Origin of the sequence: uncultured Alsobacter sp. (assembly GCF_945952055.1) — a bacterium.
Classification (GTDB): Bacteria; Pseudomonadota; Alphaproteobacteria; order Rhizobiales; family Beijerinckiaceae; genus Alsobacter.
Genome location: NZ_CAMFHB010000032.1, coordinates 1 through 15,841 on the forward strand (window position 1 = coordinate 1; position 15,841 = coordinate 15,841).

Annotated in this window: 19 protein-coding genes; 8 read left to right on the top strand and 11 right to left on the bottom strand. The window is 68.9% G+C overall.

Annotation, left to right across the window (positions count from 1 at the left end; all coding sequences use genetic code 11):
- Positions 1 to 227: 227 nt before the first annotated feature.
- A complete protein-coding gene (gene aroQ, locus Q0Q47_RS20775; RefSeq protein ID WP_293864113.1) occupies positions 228 to 677 on the bottom strand; it encodes a type II 3-dehydroquinate dehydratase in 450 nt (149 codons plus the stop codon).
- Positions 678 to 1,006: 329 nt separating this feature from the next.
- On the opposite strand from aroQ, the gene Q0Q47_RS20780 reads away from it, so the two are divergent.
- From Q0Q47_RS20780 to Q0Q47_RS20805, 6 genes are all read left to right on the top strand, one after another.
- Complete coding sequence (locus tag Q0Q47_RS20780; RefSeq protein ID WP_293864116.1) at positions 1,007 to 2,020, top strand: c-type cytochrome; 1,014 nt, start codon at positions 1,007 to 1,009, stop codon at positions 2,018 to 2,020.
- 29 nt (positions 2,021 to 2,049) lie between these two features.
- Complete coding sequence (gene ctaD, locus Q0Q47_RS20785; RefSeq protein WP_293864313.1) at positions 2,050 to 3,987, top strand: cytochrome c oxidase subunit I; 1,938 nt, start codon at positions 2,050 to 2,052, stop codon at positions 3,985 to 3,987.
- Positions 3,984 to 4,583, top strand: coding sequence for a cytochrome c oxidase subunit 3 (locus tag Q0Q47_RS20790; protein ID WP_293864119.1), 600 nt, complete (start codon positions 3,984 to 3,986; stop codon positions 4,581 to 4,583). The genes ctaD and Q0Q47_RS20790 overlap by 4 nt, the downstream gene beginning before the upstream one ends.
- Complete coding sequence (locus Q0Q47_RS20795) at positions 4,577 to 4,990, top strand: hypothetical protein (RefSeq protein WP_293864122.1); 414 nt, start codon at positions 4,577 to 4,579, stop codon at positions 4,988 to 4,990. The genes Q0Q47_RS20790 and Q0Q47_RS20795 overlap by 7 nt, the downstream gene beginning before the upstream one ends.
- A gap of 47 nt (positions 4,991 to 5,037) precedes the next feature.
- Positions 5,038 to 5,919, top strand: a complete 882-nt coding sequence (locus Q0Q47_RS20800) for a cytochrome c oxidase assembly protein (RefSeq protein WP_293864125.1) — start codon at positions 5,038 to 5,040, stop codon at positions 5,917 to 5,919.
- A 121-nt stretch (positions 5,920 to 6,040) separates the two neighbouring features.
- On the top strand, positions 6,041 to 6,466 hold the full coding sequence (locus tag Q0Q47_RS20805; protein WP_293864128.1) for a c-type cytochrome: 426 nt from the start codon (positions 6,041 to 6,043) through the stop codon (positions 6,464 to 6,466).
- Positions 6,467 to 6,486: 20 nt separating this feature from the next.
- On the opposite strand, the gene Q0Q47_RS20810 is transcribed toward Q0Q47_RS20805, so the two are convergent.
- Both Q0Q47_RS20810 and Q0Q47_RS20815 read right to left on the bottom strand, forming a co-directional pair.
- Positions 6,487 to 6,711: a hypothetical protein gene (locus tag Q0Q47_RS20810; RefSeq protein WP_293864131.1), complete on the bottom strand. Its 225-nt coding sequence runs from the start codon at positions 6,709 to 6,711 to the stop codon at positions 6,487 to 6,489.
- Between the two features lie 197 nt (positions 6,712 to 6,908).
- Complete coding sequence (locus tag Q0Q47_RS20815; protein WP_293864134.1) at positions 6,909 to 7,637, bottom strand: DUF3299 domain-containing protein; 729 nt, start codon at positions 7,635 to 7,637, stop codon at positions 6,909 to 6,911.
- 120 nt (positions 7,638 to 7,757) lie between these two features.
- Between Q0Q47_RS20815 and Q0Q47_RS20820 the strand changes: the two genes are divergently transcribed.
- Positions 7,758 to 7,910, top strand: coding sequence for a hypothetical protein (locus Q0Q47_RS20820; RefSeq protein WP_293864137.1), 153 nt, complete (start codon positions 7,758 to 7,760; stop codon positions 7,908 to 7,910).
- Positions 7,911 to 7,928: 18 nt separating this feature from the next.
- Here Q0Q47_RS20820 and Q0Q47_RS20825 read toward each other — a convergent pair whose 3' ends face one another.
- The 7 genes from Q0Q47_RS20825 to Q0Q47_RS20855 all read right to left on the bottom strand — a co-directional run bounded on the left by Q0Q47_RS20825 (position 7,929) and on the right by Q0Q47_RS20855 (position 14,272).
- The gene (locus Q0Q47_RS20825) at positions 7,929 to 8,663 is read right to left on the bottom strand and encodes a ribonuclease activity regulator RraA (RefSeq protein WP_293864139.1); all 735 of its coding nucleotides are present in this window, start codon (positions 8,661 to 8,663) and stop codon (positions 7,929 to 7,931) included.
- Positions 8,664 to 8,698: 35 nt separating this feature from the next.
- On the bottom strand, positions 8,699 to 9,508 hold the full coding sequence (locus tag Q0Q47_RS20830) for an aldo/keto reductase (RefSeq protein ID WP_293864141.1): 810 nt from the start codon (positions 9,506 to 9,508) through the stop codon (positions 8,699 to 8,701).
- An 8-nt stretch (positions 9,509 to 9,516) separates the two neighbouring features.
- Entirely contained in the window at positions 9,517 to 10,386 is an 870-nt protein-coding gene (locus tag Q0Q47_RS20835) for a carbohydrate ABC transporter permease (RefSeq protein ID WP_293864144.1), read from the bottom strand.
- Positions 10,383 to 11,240 carry a carbohydrate ABC transporter permease gene (locus Q0Q47_RS20840; protein ID WP_293864147.1) on the bottom strand — a complete coding sequence of 286 codons (858 nt, stop codon included), beginning with the start codon at positions 11,238 to 11,240 and terminating at the stop codon, positions 10,383 to 10,385. The genes Q0Q47_RS20835 and Q0Q47_RS20840 overlap by 4 nt, the downstream gene beginning before the upstream one ends.
- Positions 11,241 to 11,334: 94 nt before the next feature.
- The gene (locus Q0Q47_RS20845) at positions 11,335 to 12,561 is read right to left on the bottom strand and encodes a sugar ABC transporter substrate-binding protein (RefSeq protein WP_293864150.1); all 1,227 of its coding nucleotides are present in this window, start codon (positions 12,559 to 12,561) and stop codon (positions 11,335 to 11,337) included.
- 54 nt (positions 12,562 to 12,615) lie between these two features.
- Positions 12,616 to 13,749 carry a mannonate dehydratase gene (locus tag Q0Q47_RS20850; RefSeq protein ID WP_293864153.1) on the bottom strand — a complete coding sequence of 378 codons (1,134 nt, stop codon included), beginning with the start codon at positions 13,747 to 13,749 and terminating at the stop codon, positions 12,616 to 12,618.
- 88 nt (positions 13,750 to 13,837) lie between these two features.
- Positions 13,838 to 14,272, bottom strand: coding sequence for a VOC family protein (locus Q0Q47_RS20855; RefSeq protein ID WP_293864156.1), 435 nt, complete (start codon positions 14,270 to 14,272; stop codon positions 13,838 to 13,840).
- Positions 14,273 to 14,376: 104 nt separating this feature from the next.
- Here Q0Q47_RS20855 and Q0Q47_RS20860 point away from each other — a divergent pair, with 104 nt between their 5' ends.
- On the top strand, positions 14,377 to 15,180 hold the full coding sequence (locus tag Q0Q47_RS20860) for an IclR family transcriptional regulator (protein ID WP_293864159.1): 804 nt from the start codon (positions 14,377 to 14,379) through the stop codon (positions 15,178 to 15,180).
- 28 nt (positions 15,181 to 15,208) lie between these two features.
- On the opposite strand, the gene Q0Q47_RS20865 is transcribed toward Q0Q47_RS20860, so the two are convergent.
- On the bottom strand, positions 15,209 to 15,805 hold the full coding sequence (locus tag Q0Q47_RS20865) for a TetR/AcrR family transcriptional regulator (RefSeq protein ID WP_293864162.1): 597 nt from the start codon (positions 15,803 to 15,805) through the stop codon (positions 15,209 to 15,211).
- Positions 15,806 to 15,841 lie beyond the last annotated feature (36 nt).

Genomic DNA, 15,841 nt, shown 5'->3' on the forward strand with positions numbered 1-15,841 from the left:
AAGACTGTCAGGGATGTCCCCGAACATGTGTCAGGGATGTCTCCGGTATTTACACTTGGCCCGGGGACCCACGACTTTGCCGGAGGCATTCTCAAGTCGTGGGTGGCCGGGCCAAGCCCGGCCATGACGCGGAGAGAGTGAGGCAAGCTGGACAGCCGAATGATTCCCACCCTCTCAGCATGAGGGAGATGGGGGCTTGAAGGATGCCGAGCCCGATCTGGCCTGTCTCACCCCTTCTTGGCGTCCAGAAGGGCCGCGATGCGCTGGAGCGCCAGGCCGTAGCCCTGGATGCCGCAGCCGACGATCACCCCTTCCGCCCGCAGCGAGATGTAGGAGTGGTGACGGAAGCTCTCGCGCTTGTGCACGTTCGAGATGTGCACCTCCATGACGATGCCGTCGAAGGCATTGAGCGCGTCGAGGATCGCCACCGAGGTGTGCGTGAAGGCGCCGGCGTTGATGACGATGCCGCCGGCGGTCTCGCGCGCCTCGTGGATCCAGTCGATGAGCTCGTATTCACGGTTGGACTGGTGGTAGCGGATCTCGAGGCCGTGGGCTTTGGCCACCTTGCGGCAGTCGGCCTCGACGTCCTCCATCGTGTCATGTCCGTAGATGTGCGGCTGGCGCTTCCCCAGCAGGTTCAGGTTGGGGCCGTTGAGGACATAGACGAGGCGGCTCATCGCGATCTCCGGTGCACGGGCGGGCTTGACGCAGGACGACACGGGCCCGCCGCGCTTCCAGGGAAATGCGCCGTGCCCTGAAGGTCTTGGTGGTCGCGCGCTTTCCAAAGAAAGCCGGGAGCCACCGTCTCGCGGCCTGCTCTAGCGCGTCCTTTGTCCGCGGTCGAGGGGACAGTCCCGTGGGCGGAACGTCCGGCGCGCCATGGTGGTTATCTCCCCGCAACGATGCGGGAGAACGCACAGTGACCCTGCGCCTCGCGACGCCTTCGGCCATCTCGCGGAGGACGGCCGTGGCGCGGCCGGCTCCTGGGGAGCGGCGGCGCCCCGCCGTGCGCCGGAGCGCCCCGATCCTCGGCGTGCTGCTGGCCATTCCCGTCCTGCTCACCGCCTGCCAGGACAAGCCCGCCGCCCTCGATCCACACTCACCCGAGGCCGAGCGGGTCGCCTCCCTGATCTGGACCTTCACGGGCCTCCTGGGCCTCATCTGGCTGGCGGTGGCGGTCGTGAGCGTCGTCGCCGTGTACCGACGGCACGAGGGGCCGCGCGATCCGCTCGTGCTGGCCCCCGCGGGCGAGACCCGACGCACCGCGGTCGTCGGTGTCCTGGTGGCCGCCACCCTGCTCGTCGTGCTGGGCCTGACGGGCCTCAGCTACGCGGCGCAGGCGCGCCTCTTCTCCGCGCCGGAGGAGGGCCTTGTCATCAAGATCACCGGCCACCAGTGGTGGTGGGACGTCCAGTACGAGGGCGACAGCCCGTCCCGCGTGGTCCGGACGGCCAACGAGATCCACGTCCCGGTCGGCCGGCCGGTCCTGCTGAAGCTCGAGGCGAGCGACGTCATCCACAGCGCGTGGGTGCCGAGCCTGATGGGCAAGATCGACCTCATCCCCGGCCGCCAGAACGTGAAGCGCCTCGTCGTGGCGAAGGAGGGAACCTACGAGGGCCGCTGCGCCGAATTCTGCGGGCTGCAGCACGCCCACATGGGCATGCTGTTCGTGGCGCAGGCGCCCGAGGCGTTCGACCGATGGCTCGTGGCGCAGCGTGCGCCGGCGGCCGCCCCCGACGCCCCGGATCGCCGGTCCGGCCATGACGCCTTCCTGGCGAAGCCCTGCGTGATGTGCCACGCGGTTCGCGGCACCCCGGCGCAGGGGCAACTCGGTCCCGACCTCACCCATCTCGCCAGCCGCCGGACGCTCGGCGCCGGCACCCTGCCCATGACGCGCGGCGCGCTCGCCGCCTGGGTCTCTGACCCCCACGGCGTGAAGCCCGGAGTCGCCATGCCGCCGACACCCCTGACCGGCCCGGAGCTCGACTCCATGGTCGCCTACCTGGAGTCGCTGCTGTGAGCGAGGCGGTCCATCCCGGCGCGTCCCCCGTGCCCGTCGAGCGGGCGGCGGCCCGCGAGGCGAGCGGCGAGACGCGAACCCAGCGCGACACCGACCTCCCGGACGCCGAGCTCGACCGCCGGCTCGCGCGAACCTGGGGGCGGCCCGCCGGCCTCGTGGGCTGGCTCTCGAGCGTCGACCACAAGGAGGTCGGCTGGCGCTACTTCGTCACGGCGATGGTGTTCCTGGCGCTGGCCGGATCGGCGGCCATGGCGATGCGGGCGCAACTGGCGCGCCCGGACGCCGGCCTGATCGGGCCGGATCTCTACAACCAGATCTTCACGATGCACGGCACGACGATGATGTTCCTGTTCGCCGTGCCGGTGATGCAGGCGTTCGGTGTCTACCTCGTGCCCCTGATGGTCGGCGCACGCTGCATCGCCTTTCCGCGCCTGGCGGCCTTCAGTTTCTGGGTCTACCTGTTCGGCGGGCTGATGCTCTGGATCGCGTTCCTGCTGAACGCCGCACCCGACGTCGGGTGGTTCGCCTACACGCCGCTCTCGGGACCGCAGTTCTCGCCGGGAAAACGGTCCGACATCTGGGCGCAGATGATCACCTTCACCGAGGTGTCCTCACTCGCCGTCGCGGTGTCGGTCATCGTCACGGTGTTCAAGCACCGCGCGCCCGGCATGACGCTCGACCGCATTCCCCTGGCCGTGTGGGCGATGCTCGTCACGTCCTTCGTCGTGATCTTCGCCATGCCGGCCGTCATGCTGGCCTCGACGATGCTCATCCTCGACAGGCTGGTGAGCACCCAGTTCTTCAACCACGAGGCGGGCGGCGACCAGCTCCTGTGGCAGCACCTGTTCTGGTTCTTCGGCCATCCCGAGGTTTACATCATCTTCCTGCCGGCCACCGGCTTCGTGTCGTCGATCGTCGTGGCCTTCGCGCAGAGGCCGGCCTTCGGCTACCTGCCGCTGGTGCTGGCTCTGGTCGCCACGGCGTTCCTGTCGTTCGGCCTGTGGGTCCACCACATGTTCGCCACCGGCCTCCCGCAGCTCGGCGCGAGTTTCTTCACGGCCTCCAGCATGCTCATCGCGGTGCCGAGCGGCATCCAGATCTTCTGCTGGATCGCGACGCTGTGGGGCCGGCGCCCGGCCATGGCCACCCCCATGCTCTTCGTGATGGGGTTCCTGGTGATCTTCGTCATGGGCGGCATGACGGGGGTTATGGTGGCCTCCGTGCCGCTCGATCTGCAGGTGCATGACACCTACTTCGTGGTGGCGCACTTCCACTACGTCCTGATCGGTGGCGCGGTGTTCCCGCTCCTCGGCGCCTTCTACTTCTGGTACCCCAAGTTCACCGGCCGGATGATGAGCGAGCGCCTGGGCCGCTGGAATTTCTGGCTGGCCTTCGTGGGGTTCAACCTCACCTTCTTCGTCATGCACGTCCTGGGCCTGATGGGCATGCCCCGGCGCGTCTACACCTATCCGTCGGACAGCGGCTGGGGCCCGCTCAACATGGTCTCCAGCATCGGGTCCGTGATGCTGGCGGCGAGCTTCGGGCTGTTCTTCGTCAACGCGCTGTGGAGCCTGCGGCGCGGCGTGCGGGCGCCGTCCAATCCCTGGAACGCCGGCACGCTGGAATGGGCGCTTCCTTCGCCCCCGCCGGCCTACAACTTCGCCCGGATCCCGATCGTCACCCACCATGAACCGCTCTGGAAGGAGCGCGAGAGCCTGCCCGTGGCGCACGGGCTGGCGGTCGACGAACGCGAGATCCTCGTCAGCACGCTCGTCGAGGCGCGGCCGGACCTGCGGGAGGTCGTGCCGGGCTCCTCCATCTGGCCGCTGATCTCGGCCATCGCGCTGTCGATCGCATTCGTCGCGTCCATTTTCAGCCCCTACGCCGCGCTGTGGGGCGGCGCCCTGGTGGGGGCCGCCCTGCTCGGCTGGTTCTGGCCCAAGTCGTCGCACGAGGACGAGGAATGAAGACGCGCCTGGCCGTCGACCTCTCTGGCCTGCCGCCGTTCGGCTTCGACAACCGAAGCCCGATCTGGTGGGGCACGCTCGGTTTCGTGGCCATCGAAGGCATGGGCTTCGTCCTGGCGGTCGGCCTGACCCTCTACCTCAAGCACGTCAATCCGCACTGGCCGATGGACGCCGCACCGCCGGATCTCCTGCCTGGAACGCTGCTCACCGGCGTGCTCCTGGCGAGCCTGTGGTTCAACCGCAGCGCGGACAAGGCGGCCCGCGACGGAGACCTCTCCGGCACGCGCCTGTGGCTGGTGGTCATGACCGTGGTCGGCCTGGCCACGATCGGCCTGCGCCTGTGGGAGTTCAACGCCCTGAACGTGCGCTGGGACCAGAATGCCTATGGCTCCTGCCAATGGCTGCTGCTCGGGCTGCATGCCACGCATCTGATCACGGACGTGGGCGACACCGCCGTCCTCACGGCCCTGATGTTCACCAAGCATGGCCGCGGCAAGCGCTACAGCGACGTCAGCGACAATGCCTTCTACTGGTCCTTCGTCGTGGCGGCCTGGATCCCGATCTACGGGCTCGTCTACTGGGTGCCGCGATGGTGAAGGCGCCCCATCTCAGGCCCGACGAAGGGCTCGCCCGCAAGGAGGCCCGGCCGGCCGAACAGGGCCGGCGGCATCACCGCTTCGGCTGGGTCGGCCTGGGCGTCGGCGCCGCCGCCTGGGCGGCCAGCACGCAGGCCGGGCTGAGCCTCGTGCCCGTGGCCTGCGCCACCGCCACGCGCTGGCCGGCGCTCGCCTCCGCGCTGCTGGCGGCAGCGACCCTCGCCGGCCTCGTCGGGTCGTGGGCGGTGCTGCGTCGTGCGGGCGGCCTCGCACGCTTCAGGCAGGGCCCGGACGGCCAGCCGGGGCTCTTCCTGGCGCTGCTCGGCCTGGGGGCAGGCGTTCTGTTCCTGCTGGCGATCCTGAGCCAACTGGGGGCCGGGCTCGTCCTGTCCGGGTGCGAGCGATGAGGGCCGTGGTCGTGGCCTGCGGTGTCTTGGCCGCTTGCACGGCCGCCATGGCCCATGGCGTGGGCGAGGGCACCGTCCATGCCCAGGGCAGCCACTGGTTCGACGATCCCGTGGCCACCGCTCTCGTGCTGCTGGCCGGCGCCGCCTATGCGGGGGGCACCCTGCGTCTGTGGCGCCGCGCCGGCGTCGGCCGGGGCGTGACGGTCGGGCAGGTCGTGCTGTTCGCCGCAGGATGGTCGATCCTGGCGCTCGCACTGCTCTCGCCTCTCGCCGCCCTGTCGGACCGCCTGTTCCTGGCCCACATGACCGAGCACGAACTCATCATGGCGGCCGCTCCGCCCTTCCTGGTGCTCGGGCGCCCCGTGCAGGCCATGCTGTGGAGCCTGCCGTCCGGCCTGCGCCGCACCGTCGGGCGCCTGGGACGCCCCGGCCCCGCGGCATCGGTGTGGGTCTTCGCCACGCGGCCCTCGATCGCGACGCTGCTGCACGGCGCCGCCCTCTGGCTCTGGCACGTCCCGCAACTGTTCGACCGCGCTCTCGTCTCGCCCGCGTGGCATGCGGCGCAGCACATGGCTTTCTTCGTCACGGCCATCCTGTTCTGGCGCAGCCTCGCCGCGGGTTGGGAGAACCCGCGCCGGAACCCGGGCGCCGCCGGCGCAGGCGTCTTCTGGCTGTTCGTCACGAGCCTGCACATGGGCTTCCTCGCCATCCTGCTGACGCTCGCCCCGCAGGCCTGGTACGCCATGCCGGCGCAGGCGGCGGCGGCGTTCGGCCTCTCGCCCCTCGAGGATCAGCAACTCGGCGGATTGGTGATGGGCGTCCCCGCGGCACTTGTCTACGTGGCCGCGGCGCTCGGGCTCGCGGCGCGATGGATCACGGCATCGGGTGGCCGTGCGCGGAAGGTGACCGATGCGCCGATCGGGGCATAGGACGAAGAGGTCCTGGGCGACCGTGGCCGGCCTGGCGGCGGTGGTCCTCGGCGCAGGGTGGTGGCTCTTGCGTCGACGTGGCCCGGCTGGGGCGCGGCCGCCCGAGCCGACGCCCGATGCCGTGCCCGGGACGACGTCGATCGCTCCGGGGCGCGCCGCGCCGATCGCGCTGGTCCTGCTCCTGCTCGCCCTCGCGGGCGCAGGCGGATGGGCCTGGCGAGCGTGGGCCGCGAGGCTGCAGGAGCGAGACCGCGTGATGGCCCTGACGGGCGGCAACCCGGATCGGGCTCAGGTCGTCCTCCACGCCTTCGGCTGCGCGGCGTGCCACGCGATCGCGGGGGTCCCGGGCGCCGAGGGACGCCAGGGTCCGCTGCTCGAACGTGTCGCCCGCCGATCCTGGGTCGGTGGCGTCCTGCCCAACAGTCCGGACAGCCTGGTGCGCTTCATCGTCGACCCGCCTCGCTTCGTGCCCGGCTCCGCCATGCCGAGGACCGGCATCGACGAAGCCCAGGCCCGCGACGTCGCGGCCTTCCTGCTGCTGCACTGAGCCGGGCCGAACCGCGCCAGTCATTCGGTGACGTCCGTGCCGTTGCGTTCGCGGTGGCGACGGAAGGCGGTGATCGCCACCCGAAGCCGCTCGAAGCATTCGTCGACCGGCGTGCCCGCCGGTGCGTCCACCGGATCCCAGGTCTCGCCGTTCGTCTGCGCGACCCAGATCTGCAAAGACAGTTCTTCCAGGGCCTCGACAAGATCTTCGGCCGGAGAAACATGTATTGTTCTTTGAACGGTCATGGCCGCTCCCCTTTTGTTGATGGGAACAGCATGCCCGACGCAGGACAAGGTCAATGTTCCGAAACGCACACGGAGCGGCGCGAGCGGGATCCAAGTCACTCTATTTTCGTGCGAATTCGCACACGTGTCCTACACTTGTGCGAAACGTCACAGAAGCGGGCGCAGATCAGCCACGGCAGCGGGGGCAGGACGGGGCTTCAGGCCCCGCCGACTCGCTCGATCACCGGGTCGAGCATCCGGTATCCCGCCACGGCGAACTCCGTATCGGTCTCGGCGGTCTCGATGAGCCCCGTGACGCGCACCGGCGAGAACTGGCCGTCGCTGACGTCCATGCCGCGCGCCCCCGAGACGAAGACGATCTGGTTGGCCGGAGGCGGCGGCACGTGGCTGCATGCTCCCACATAGGGCACGAGCAGGAAGTCCGTCAGCACCCGGTCCTCGAACTGAAGTGCGAGCACGAACCCGGCCAGGCGCAGCACCTGTCCGTCGAGATCGGACCGGCTGCTGCCTCCGGGCGGTTGAAGCTCCCGGAGATTGCCGAGGCCGCCCAGCGTGTCGGAGCGCCGCCGACGCTGGCCGTCCGCTGATCGCGTTCCGCCGAGCCTGCGGACCAGTTCGCCGCGGTCGAGCCCGGGCTTGTCCGGCATCGCGCCGCCCGTCACGACCGTGACCTCGCCGTGCTGGATCAGGCCGGTCGGCGCCGACCCGTCGAGCCGCCGCACGCTGGGCCCGGCGCCCGAGTCCGGCATCAGGTCCGGCCAGGTCACGTCGCGCGCTCCGGCCGCCATGGCGTGGTTCCAGACCCTATGTCGCCCGGTGTCACCGGTCAGCCGGCCCAGCATCGCGCGACCGCCGGACGCGAAGGCGCCGGCAGAGCCCACCAGGGCCGCGACACCGGCCGCCCAGAGAACACCCCGACGGTTCATCGCGGTCCAGCCTTCCATGCTCGCGGGACGTCATCGCAACAGGTCACGACAGCGGGCGCAAGTCACGTTCATGCACGGTTCAGCCCATGCCGCACAGTGTCGCGGTCAGCGATCGTCACCATGCGCAAGAGCCTTCACCATGCGCAGGAGCCCCCGATGGAGCGCAGCCACCGCGTCTTCGCCGTCGTCGCGGCCAACCTGGCCGCGTTGGGCCTGATCGTCGCGTTCGCCTACGCGCTGTCCCGGGCGGGCAGCCTGTTCGGCGCCGGCTGAGGCGACCGGCCGCGGCCCTCAGCCGCCCTTCGCCTTCCAGGCGAGGTATTCCGCCTCGGCGTCGGCGCGCAGGGGATAGTACTTGCGCAGGTCCCCGCCTTCCGACAGGCGAATGCGGGAGAACTCCTCCCACTCGGCATGCTTGCTGGCAACCTCGATCACCTTCTCGGCCATCGCCACAGGCACCACGACGGCTCCGTCGTCGTCGGCGACGATGATGTCGCCGGGGCACACGAACGTGTTGCTGCAGGCCACGGGCACGTTCACGGCGAAGGGGAAGATGTTGGTCTGCGCATGGAAGTTGGGCGTGGTGCCCTTGATCCACAGGCCAACCCCGAGCTCCTTGGCCTTGCCCGCGTCGCGGATGCAGCCGTCGATCACCACCCCTTCGCCGCCGAGCCCGTGGAAGTAGGTGAGCATCATCTCGCCGAAGATGCCGCTGTCCATGTCGCCGCGCGCGTCGATGACGACCATGTCGCCTTTCCGCGCGTGGTAGAGCACGTGCCTGTGCAACTGCTTCTCGGGGTCGTCGTACTCGGCGGCGCCGAACATGTCCTCGCGCATTGGCATGAACTGCAGCGTGAGGGCCGGCCCCGCCGCGACCTTGCCGGGCGTGTAGGGACGCGGCCCGGTGATGGCCGCGTTGCGAATGCCCATGTTGCGCATCTCGCCGGAGATCGTGGCGGTGCCGATGGCGCGCAGCGCTTCGACGAGATGGCGGTCGGGTCGGATGATGTCGGGCGTGTGGGTCATGGCAAGTTCTCGATCGGCGGGATCAGGCAACCGGATCAGTCGTCCCAGCGGGGCGCCTTGTCGGGGTTGATGCGGCGGAAGCCTCGGTCCAGCGTCCGGATGGACGCCTTCTCCGCGTCGGTGAGCGTCACCGAGCGGGCGGCGAAATTGGCCGCCAGGTTGGCCTTGCTGCTCGACGCCGGGATCACAATGTGCCCCTCCGCCATCAGGAAGGCGAGCGCGACCGCCGCGGCCGTGACGCCATGGGTCTCGCCGATCCGTCCCAGCAGCGGGTCTCTGGCGCACTCGCCCTTGGCGATCGGCTGGTAGGCCGTGAGCGGCAGGCCCATCGAACGCGCGTGGGCGACGAGCCTGGGTGACTGGAGATAGGGATGCAGCTCCACCTGGTTGGTGGCGATGGCACCCTTCCCGAGAAGACGGTCTGTCCGCTCGAGGTGGTCGATGGTGAAGTTCGACACGCCGATCAGCCGCGCGAACCCGCGCTGCCGGGCCTCGGCGAGCGAGGTCATGTAGTCCTCGAAGGGGATCGCGTCGTTCTTGCTCGGCCAGTGGATCAGCAGCAGGTCGACGGGGCCGAGCCCGATCTGCTCCAGGCTGCGCTCCACGCTGGGCATGAACTGCGCCTTGTCCATGCGCTGGTCGCCCACCTTCGTCGTGACGAAGACCTCGTCGCGCTTCAGGCCGCTGCGCCGCACCGCCTCGCCGACCTGCCGCTCGGTGTCGTAGTTCTGGGCGGTGTCGAGGTGCCGGTAGCCGATCTCGAGCGCGTCGAGGATTGCCGCGGTTCCGGCATCGCCCGTCCGGCCGTAGGTGCCCAGGCCGAGCGGCGGAATGGTGTGAGTCATTGTCGATCTCATCCCTTGGTGGCGCCAGCGGTCAGTCCGCCGACGAAGAGTTTCTGGAAGACGAGGAACACGAGCGCGATCGGGACAGTCATCACCATCGAGGCGGCCATCACCGCGCCCCAGTCCGTGTTGAACTCGGTGGAGAACTCGGCGAGCCCGATCGGCAGCGTCTTCACGGAACTGTCCGTGGCGAAGCACAGCGCGAAGACGAACTCGTTCCAGGTGGTGATGAAGGCATAGACCAGCACCGCGACGATGCCCGGCAGCGACAGCGGCAGCGTGATGCGGAAGAGGATGCCCACGCGGCTGGCACCGTCGATGATGGCGGCTTCCTCGAGCTCGATCGGGATCGCCTTGAAGTAGCTCGTCAGCATCCACACGCTGAGCGGCAGCGTGATGATCATGTAGACGAGGATCAGGCCCCAGTAGGTGTTCACCAGGCCCAGCACCCGCAGCGTGATGAACAGCGGCACGATGATGGCGGCGGTCGGCAGCAGCTGCCCCACGAGGATGCAGGCCTGCAGGAACGAGCGGCCCTTGAAGCGGAAGCGCGCGAAGCCGTTGGCGGCGAAGATGGCCAGGATCAGGGCGAGGCCCGTCGAGCCGACGGAGATGATGATCGAGTTCAGGAAGTAGCGGGGGATGCGGCTCTGGAAGAGCACCTTGTAGTAGTTGGCCAGCGTCGGGTGGTCCGGCCACCAGCGCGGCGGGATCGTGTAGAGCTCCTGCAGCTGCTTGATGGAGGAGAGCCCCATCCACAGGAACGGGAACAGGCAGACGAACATCAGCGCGGCGCAGCCCACGAGGATGAGCGGCAAGCCCAGGCCCGGACGTCGCAGGCCGCGGGGGGAGGGGGCCGTGGCGGGAGCGGCGGTCACTGGTTGTCTCCCGGCTGGTTGGCCAGCGCCTTGATGTAGACGAGCACGATCAGCATCACGACGCCGAAGAACATCACGCTGAGGGCGGCCGCCTGGTTGAACTCGACGTTCTCGAAGGCGAGCCGGAAGATCTGGATCGGCGTGATCAGCGTGCGGTTGGCGGGGCCGCCGCGGGTGATGGCGTAGATGATGGTGATGGCGTTGAGGCCCCAGATCACCAGCAGCAGCGTCACGGCCACGATCACCGGCCTGATCTGCGGCAGCATCACGTGCCGCACCTCTTCCCAGTAGTTGGCGCCGTCGACGCGCGCCGCCTCGTAGAGCTCCTGCGGGATCGCCTGCAGGCCGGCCAGCACCATGATCGCGACGAAGGGAAAGAGCTTCCACACGTTGATGGCGATCATCGCGGGCATCACGGTCTGGCCGCCGGTCAGCCAGCCAATGGGCTCGGGCAGCACGCCGACGCCGGTCAGCATGTAGTTGATGATCCCGAACTCGGTGTGGAACATCCAGGCCCAGGTGGTGGCCGCGACGATGCCGGGAATGATCCACGGGATCAGGGCCACGGAGCGGATGATGGCCCGGCCGGGGAAGGTCTGGTTGAGCAGCACGGCGGTCGCCACGCCGAGCAGCACCTGGAAGACGATGGAGCCTCCCACCCACCACAGCGTGTTCCACAGCGCCTGCGTGGTCACCCGCGGGCGCAGCACGTCTGCGAAGTTCTGGAGCCCCGTGAACTGGCCCTGCTCGTTGGTCACGCTGAGGATCCCGGTATAGGCGACCGGATAGGCGATCAGCATGAACAGCACGATCAGGGCCGGCAGGACGAAGAGCAGGCCGGGATTGGGTCGCACGATGGCGCTCCGCAGGCCGGCGCGCGCGCCGGCGTATCGGTGTCGGGATCGGAAGACGAAAAGGGAGCCGCGCCTGGGCGCGGCTCCCGCAGCCTCACTTCAGCAGCGCCTGGATTTCCTCGGCGGCCTGGTCCATCGACTTCTGCGCGGTCTGGTCGCCGAGCAGGATGCGCTGGATGCCGTCGAAGTAGGCCTGGACGATCTTGACCCAGTTCTTGTGGATCGGGACCGGGCGGCCGTAGGGCAGCATCTCGGCGAAGGGCTTCAGCATGGGGTCGTTGAAGCGGGCGAGCTTCAGCGACGAGTTCCGGGCCGGGAAGGTGTCCGTGTAGAAGCCCTGGTTCTCGGTCGTGTTCAGGAACTGCACGAACTTCTTGGCCTCGGCCTGGTTCTTGGCGGCCTTCGGGATCACGTAGCTCCAGCCGCCCAGGATCGCCGCGGTCTGCTTGCCGGCAGGGGCGGGGATCGTGAAGGCGCCGATGTTGAGCTTGCTGTTCTCCTGCAGGATGGCCGGCAGGTCGAACTGGCCCGACTGGTAGGCCGACACCTGGCCGGCGATGAACAGCCGGCGCAGCGACAGGCCGTCGTTCTCCAGCGTCGACTTCGGGGCGAGGCCCTGCTTGTAGAAGCCGGTGTAGAACTCGACCGCCTTCACCGCCTCGGCCTTGTTGACCAGCGCCGTCTTCATGTCGGCGGAGATGATGTCGCCGCCGTTCATCCAGATGAAGGGCAGCGAGCGGAAGATCGTGTTGCCGACCTCGCCGCCACCGGTGATGCCGAAGCCGTAGCGTCCGCTCTTGGTCATCGCCTTGGCGGCGGCGGTCAGCTCGTCCCACGTCTTCGGCGGCTTGTCGGGATCGAGCCCGGCCTCCTTGAAGTGGTCCTTGTTGAAGATGATGCCGTGGGTCTCGATGCGGTAGGGAATGCCCCACAGCTTGTCGTTCCAGGAGACGTAGTCGGTGGCGGCCTTCACGTAGTCCGCCTTGTCCTGGATGACGTCGTCCAGCGGGATGATCATGTCACCCTGGGCGTAGCCGTTGACCCAGCCGTGCTGGACCTCGATCACGTCGGGCGCCGAGCCGGACCGCAGCGCGGTGAGCACGCGCTCGGGCAGGCCGTTGGAAACCGTCACCTCCATCTTGATGGTGATGCCGGGATTGGCGTCCATGAACTTCTTGGCGAGTTCCTTGGCGCGGGCCTCGCCCCAGTTCGGCGCCCACCAGACCACCTCGCCGGCGCTGGCCGTGCCGTAGGAGGCGGCTGACGAGAGCAGCGAGAGCGCGAAGAGCGCGGCGAGCTTCAGCGGTTTCATCCTTGTCATCGTTTCCTCCTGGTGCCGGCTTCTGTGGCGGCCGGCCAAGTTGGCGTGGGGCCGTCAGGTGGTCGGGCGCGAGCCCTCCCTCCCGTCGGTAGGCGTGATGGGGGACGCGGAGGCAGGCAGCCGGTCGGCGAGGCCGATCAGCGCCTTCATGTAGCCGACCGTGTAGGCGTGCCCCGCGTGCCAGGGCGCGGAGCAGGCGAGGTCGGGAACGTGGTCGGGTACCAGGACGCCGCCGAAGCCTTCCTCGTGCAGGATCCGCACGATCCGGCTCATGTCGACGTCGCCGTCGTCCACGAAGGCTTCCGCGTAGTGGGGCACGCGTCCCTTCACGTTGCGGAAATGGACATAGGCGATGGCCTGGCGCCGCGCGAACCGGCGCGTCGTCTCGTAGATGTCGCCGTCCGGCATTTCCTGCAGCGACCCGACGCAGAACTCGAGCGCGTTCGACGGGCTGTCGGCGAGCGACAGCAGCCGGTCGTACTTGGCGTGGCGGTTGACCAGGCGCGCCGTCCCCCTGAGCCGGTCGACCGGCGGGTCGTCGGGATGGGCCGCGAGCCGCACGCCGGCCTCCTCGGCCACGGGCACGAGCTCGCGCAGGAACCACGCGCAGCGGTCCCAGAGCTCCGTCTCGGCCACCTGCAGCGGGGCCGCGCCGGGGTCGGCGTCCCGGTAGCGCATGTTCCAGACCATGCCGTCGGGAATGGGGGACTGCTGCTCGGCCTCGTCGAGGTCGAGCACCACGGTCATGGCGCCGCCCCGCGCCACCGGCCGGCGCTTCCAGCCCCAGACGCCGGCAAGGGAGAAATTGTAGCCGATCACGGGGATCCCCGCGCGGCCGGCATCGCTGACGAGGCGCTTGAGCCCTTCCATCTGCTCGTGCTTGCGCGGGCCGTCCAGGAGAACGTCGTGCCAGTGCAGTGGCGAGAAGTTCTCCAGCGCGGCCACGCGCAAGCCGTGCCGGGCGAGCATGTCGACGGCCCGCCGCATGAAGTCGTAGTCCCAGGCGGGCGTGCCACGGCAGTCCCGCAGGATCGGGCCGACCTGCCCACCGTCGAGATAGGGCGCGGCGTCGGCGCCGGCCGAGTAGTCGTTGAAATGGATGACGACGTCGGACACGCCGAGCTGGGCGGCGAAGCGGGCGCCGTCCTCGCTCAGGTTGGGTCCGCTCAGCGTCAGGCCGACGCGCATCCCCGGCTTCTCCCCTTCGAGTTCACATTTGAACTCTTATTGTTCTTTTCCGAATACTATCGGTCGCGACGGCTGGCCGTGTCAAACCTCAGCCGCCGGCCCTCATGCGGGCGATGGCCTTGGCCTGCAGGCAGTCGGGCATCATCTGCATCAGCTCGATGCGATGACCCTCGGGATCCTCGATCCAGGCCTGCCAGTTGCCGTCGGCGCCCATGGCCTTGCCACGGATGAGGGGGACGCCCGCCGCCTCCAGCTCCCGCAGGGACCGGTCGATGTCGGCGACCTCCAGGCACAGGTGGTTGAAACCCACCACCTCGCGTTCGGCGGCGCGCTCGCCCACGCCTTCGGGGAACACTTCGAGATACTGCGTGTCGGTGATGCGCAGGTAGAGCAGCCACAGCTTCCCGTCGCGGTCGAGCCGCATCATCTCCTGGAAGCCGAGCTTGTTCACGTAGAAGTCGAGGATCGCGTCGACGTTCTTCACGCGGATCGCGACGTGCGCGATCGAGGCGACGGTCAGCATGGGCTCCTCCCCGGAAAGCGCTGCCGCGGCCCTTGCCTTGGAGACGCATTCCAAATATGAACTGTTGTCGTTCACATTTGCATTGTATGGACGCTGTCGAGCGCATGTCAACGTTGCAGGCCCCGACCATGCTGGCCGCTCCCATCAGCGAGGCCGGCAGCCGCCACACCATTCCCGTCATCGACCGCATGATGGATCTGCTCGCGGTGCTCGAGGAGCGACCCGGCGCGTCCATCACCGTCCTCACGGCGGCGCTCGGGCTGCCGCGGACGACGGTCTACCGGATCGTGAACACGCTGCAGGTCCACGCGATGGTGCGCCGGGACGGCGGGGGAGGGTACTGGCTGGGGCGGCGCCTCGTGTCGCTGGCGGCGCAGGCCGTCGATGAGGGCGACGCGGCGATCGCGGACGTGGCCCAGCCCTTTCTCGACAAGGTCGCCTCGGATCTCGGCAACAGCGTCAAGCTCTCGGTGCTCGATGCGGAGGGCGTCCTGGTGGTGGCGGTGGCGCAGGGCAAGCGCGACTATGCCCTGACGGTCACGGTCGGCCAGCGCATGCCCATCCATGCGGGCGCGGCGGGCAAGCTGCTGTTCGCCCATGCGCCGCGCGAGCAGCAGGAGCTCTGGCTGTCCCGCCCCTTGAACGTGTTCACCTCGCGCACGATCACCGAACCCAAGCGCCTGCTGGCCGAGGCCAGCCGGATCCGCCGGGTGGGATGGGCGCAGGACCGCGGCGAGAGCGCTCCCAGTATCTTCGCCTTCGCCGCGCCGGTCTGGGACAGGGGTGGCAAGGTGGCCGCCGCCCTGAGCCTGCCCTTCATTCTGGGGACCGAAGCCGGGCGGGTCGAGGCGCTGAAGACGGCCACGATCGATACGGCCTGGCAGATCAGCGCCGCGCTGCAGGCCTAGGCCAGTCTGCGAAAACCGCGGGACGCCGTCAGCGGCCGCGCCAGCCCAGCCCGCGCAGCATGAACTGGATCATGCCGTCCATCTGGGCGCCGAAGGCCATGCCCTGGCAGTCCATGATGTGCCGGGGATGGCAGAACTTCAGCATGCCGGCCTGCACGCATCCAGCGGCGACGGCAGCGTCTCCCACGTCGAAGTCGCCACGCGCCATGCCCTCGCCGATGATGCGGGTGAGGATGGCGTGCAGGCGCTCGAGGTGGGCCTCGACGATCGACCAGCTCTCGTCGAGCGCGGCCTCGACCATCTCGTGCATGCGGCGGTCCTCGACGTAGCGCTCCGCATTCATGCGGCTCACCGTCTCCACGAAGCGGCGGACCTTCTCGGGCGGGGAGGCCTGCGAGGCCGCGATGGCCTCGGCCGCCTCCTCGACGCCGCGCATCATCACCTCGGCGACGGCCTCGTTGATCGCCTTCTTGCTATCGAAGAAGCGATACACGTTTGCCGGGCTCATCTTCAGAGCCTTGGCGATGTCTGCCACCGTCGTCTTGGTGTAGCCGATCTGGCGGAAGAAGGCCTCCGCCTGGGCGACGATGCGGCAGCGCGTGTCCGTGTCGCGGTTGTCGAGCATGAACGTCATATCGAAGAAACCGCCGGTTGCGTCAAC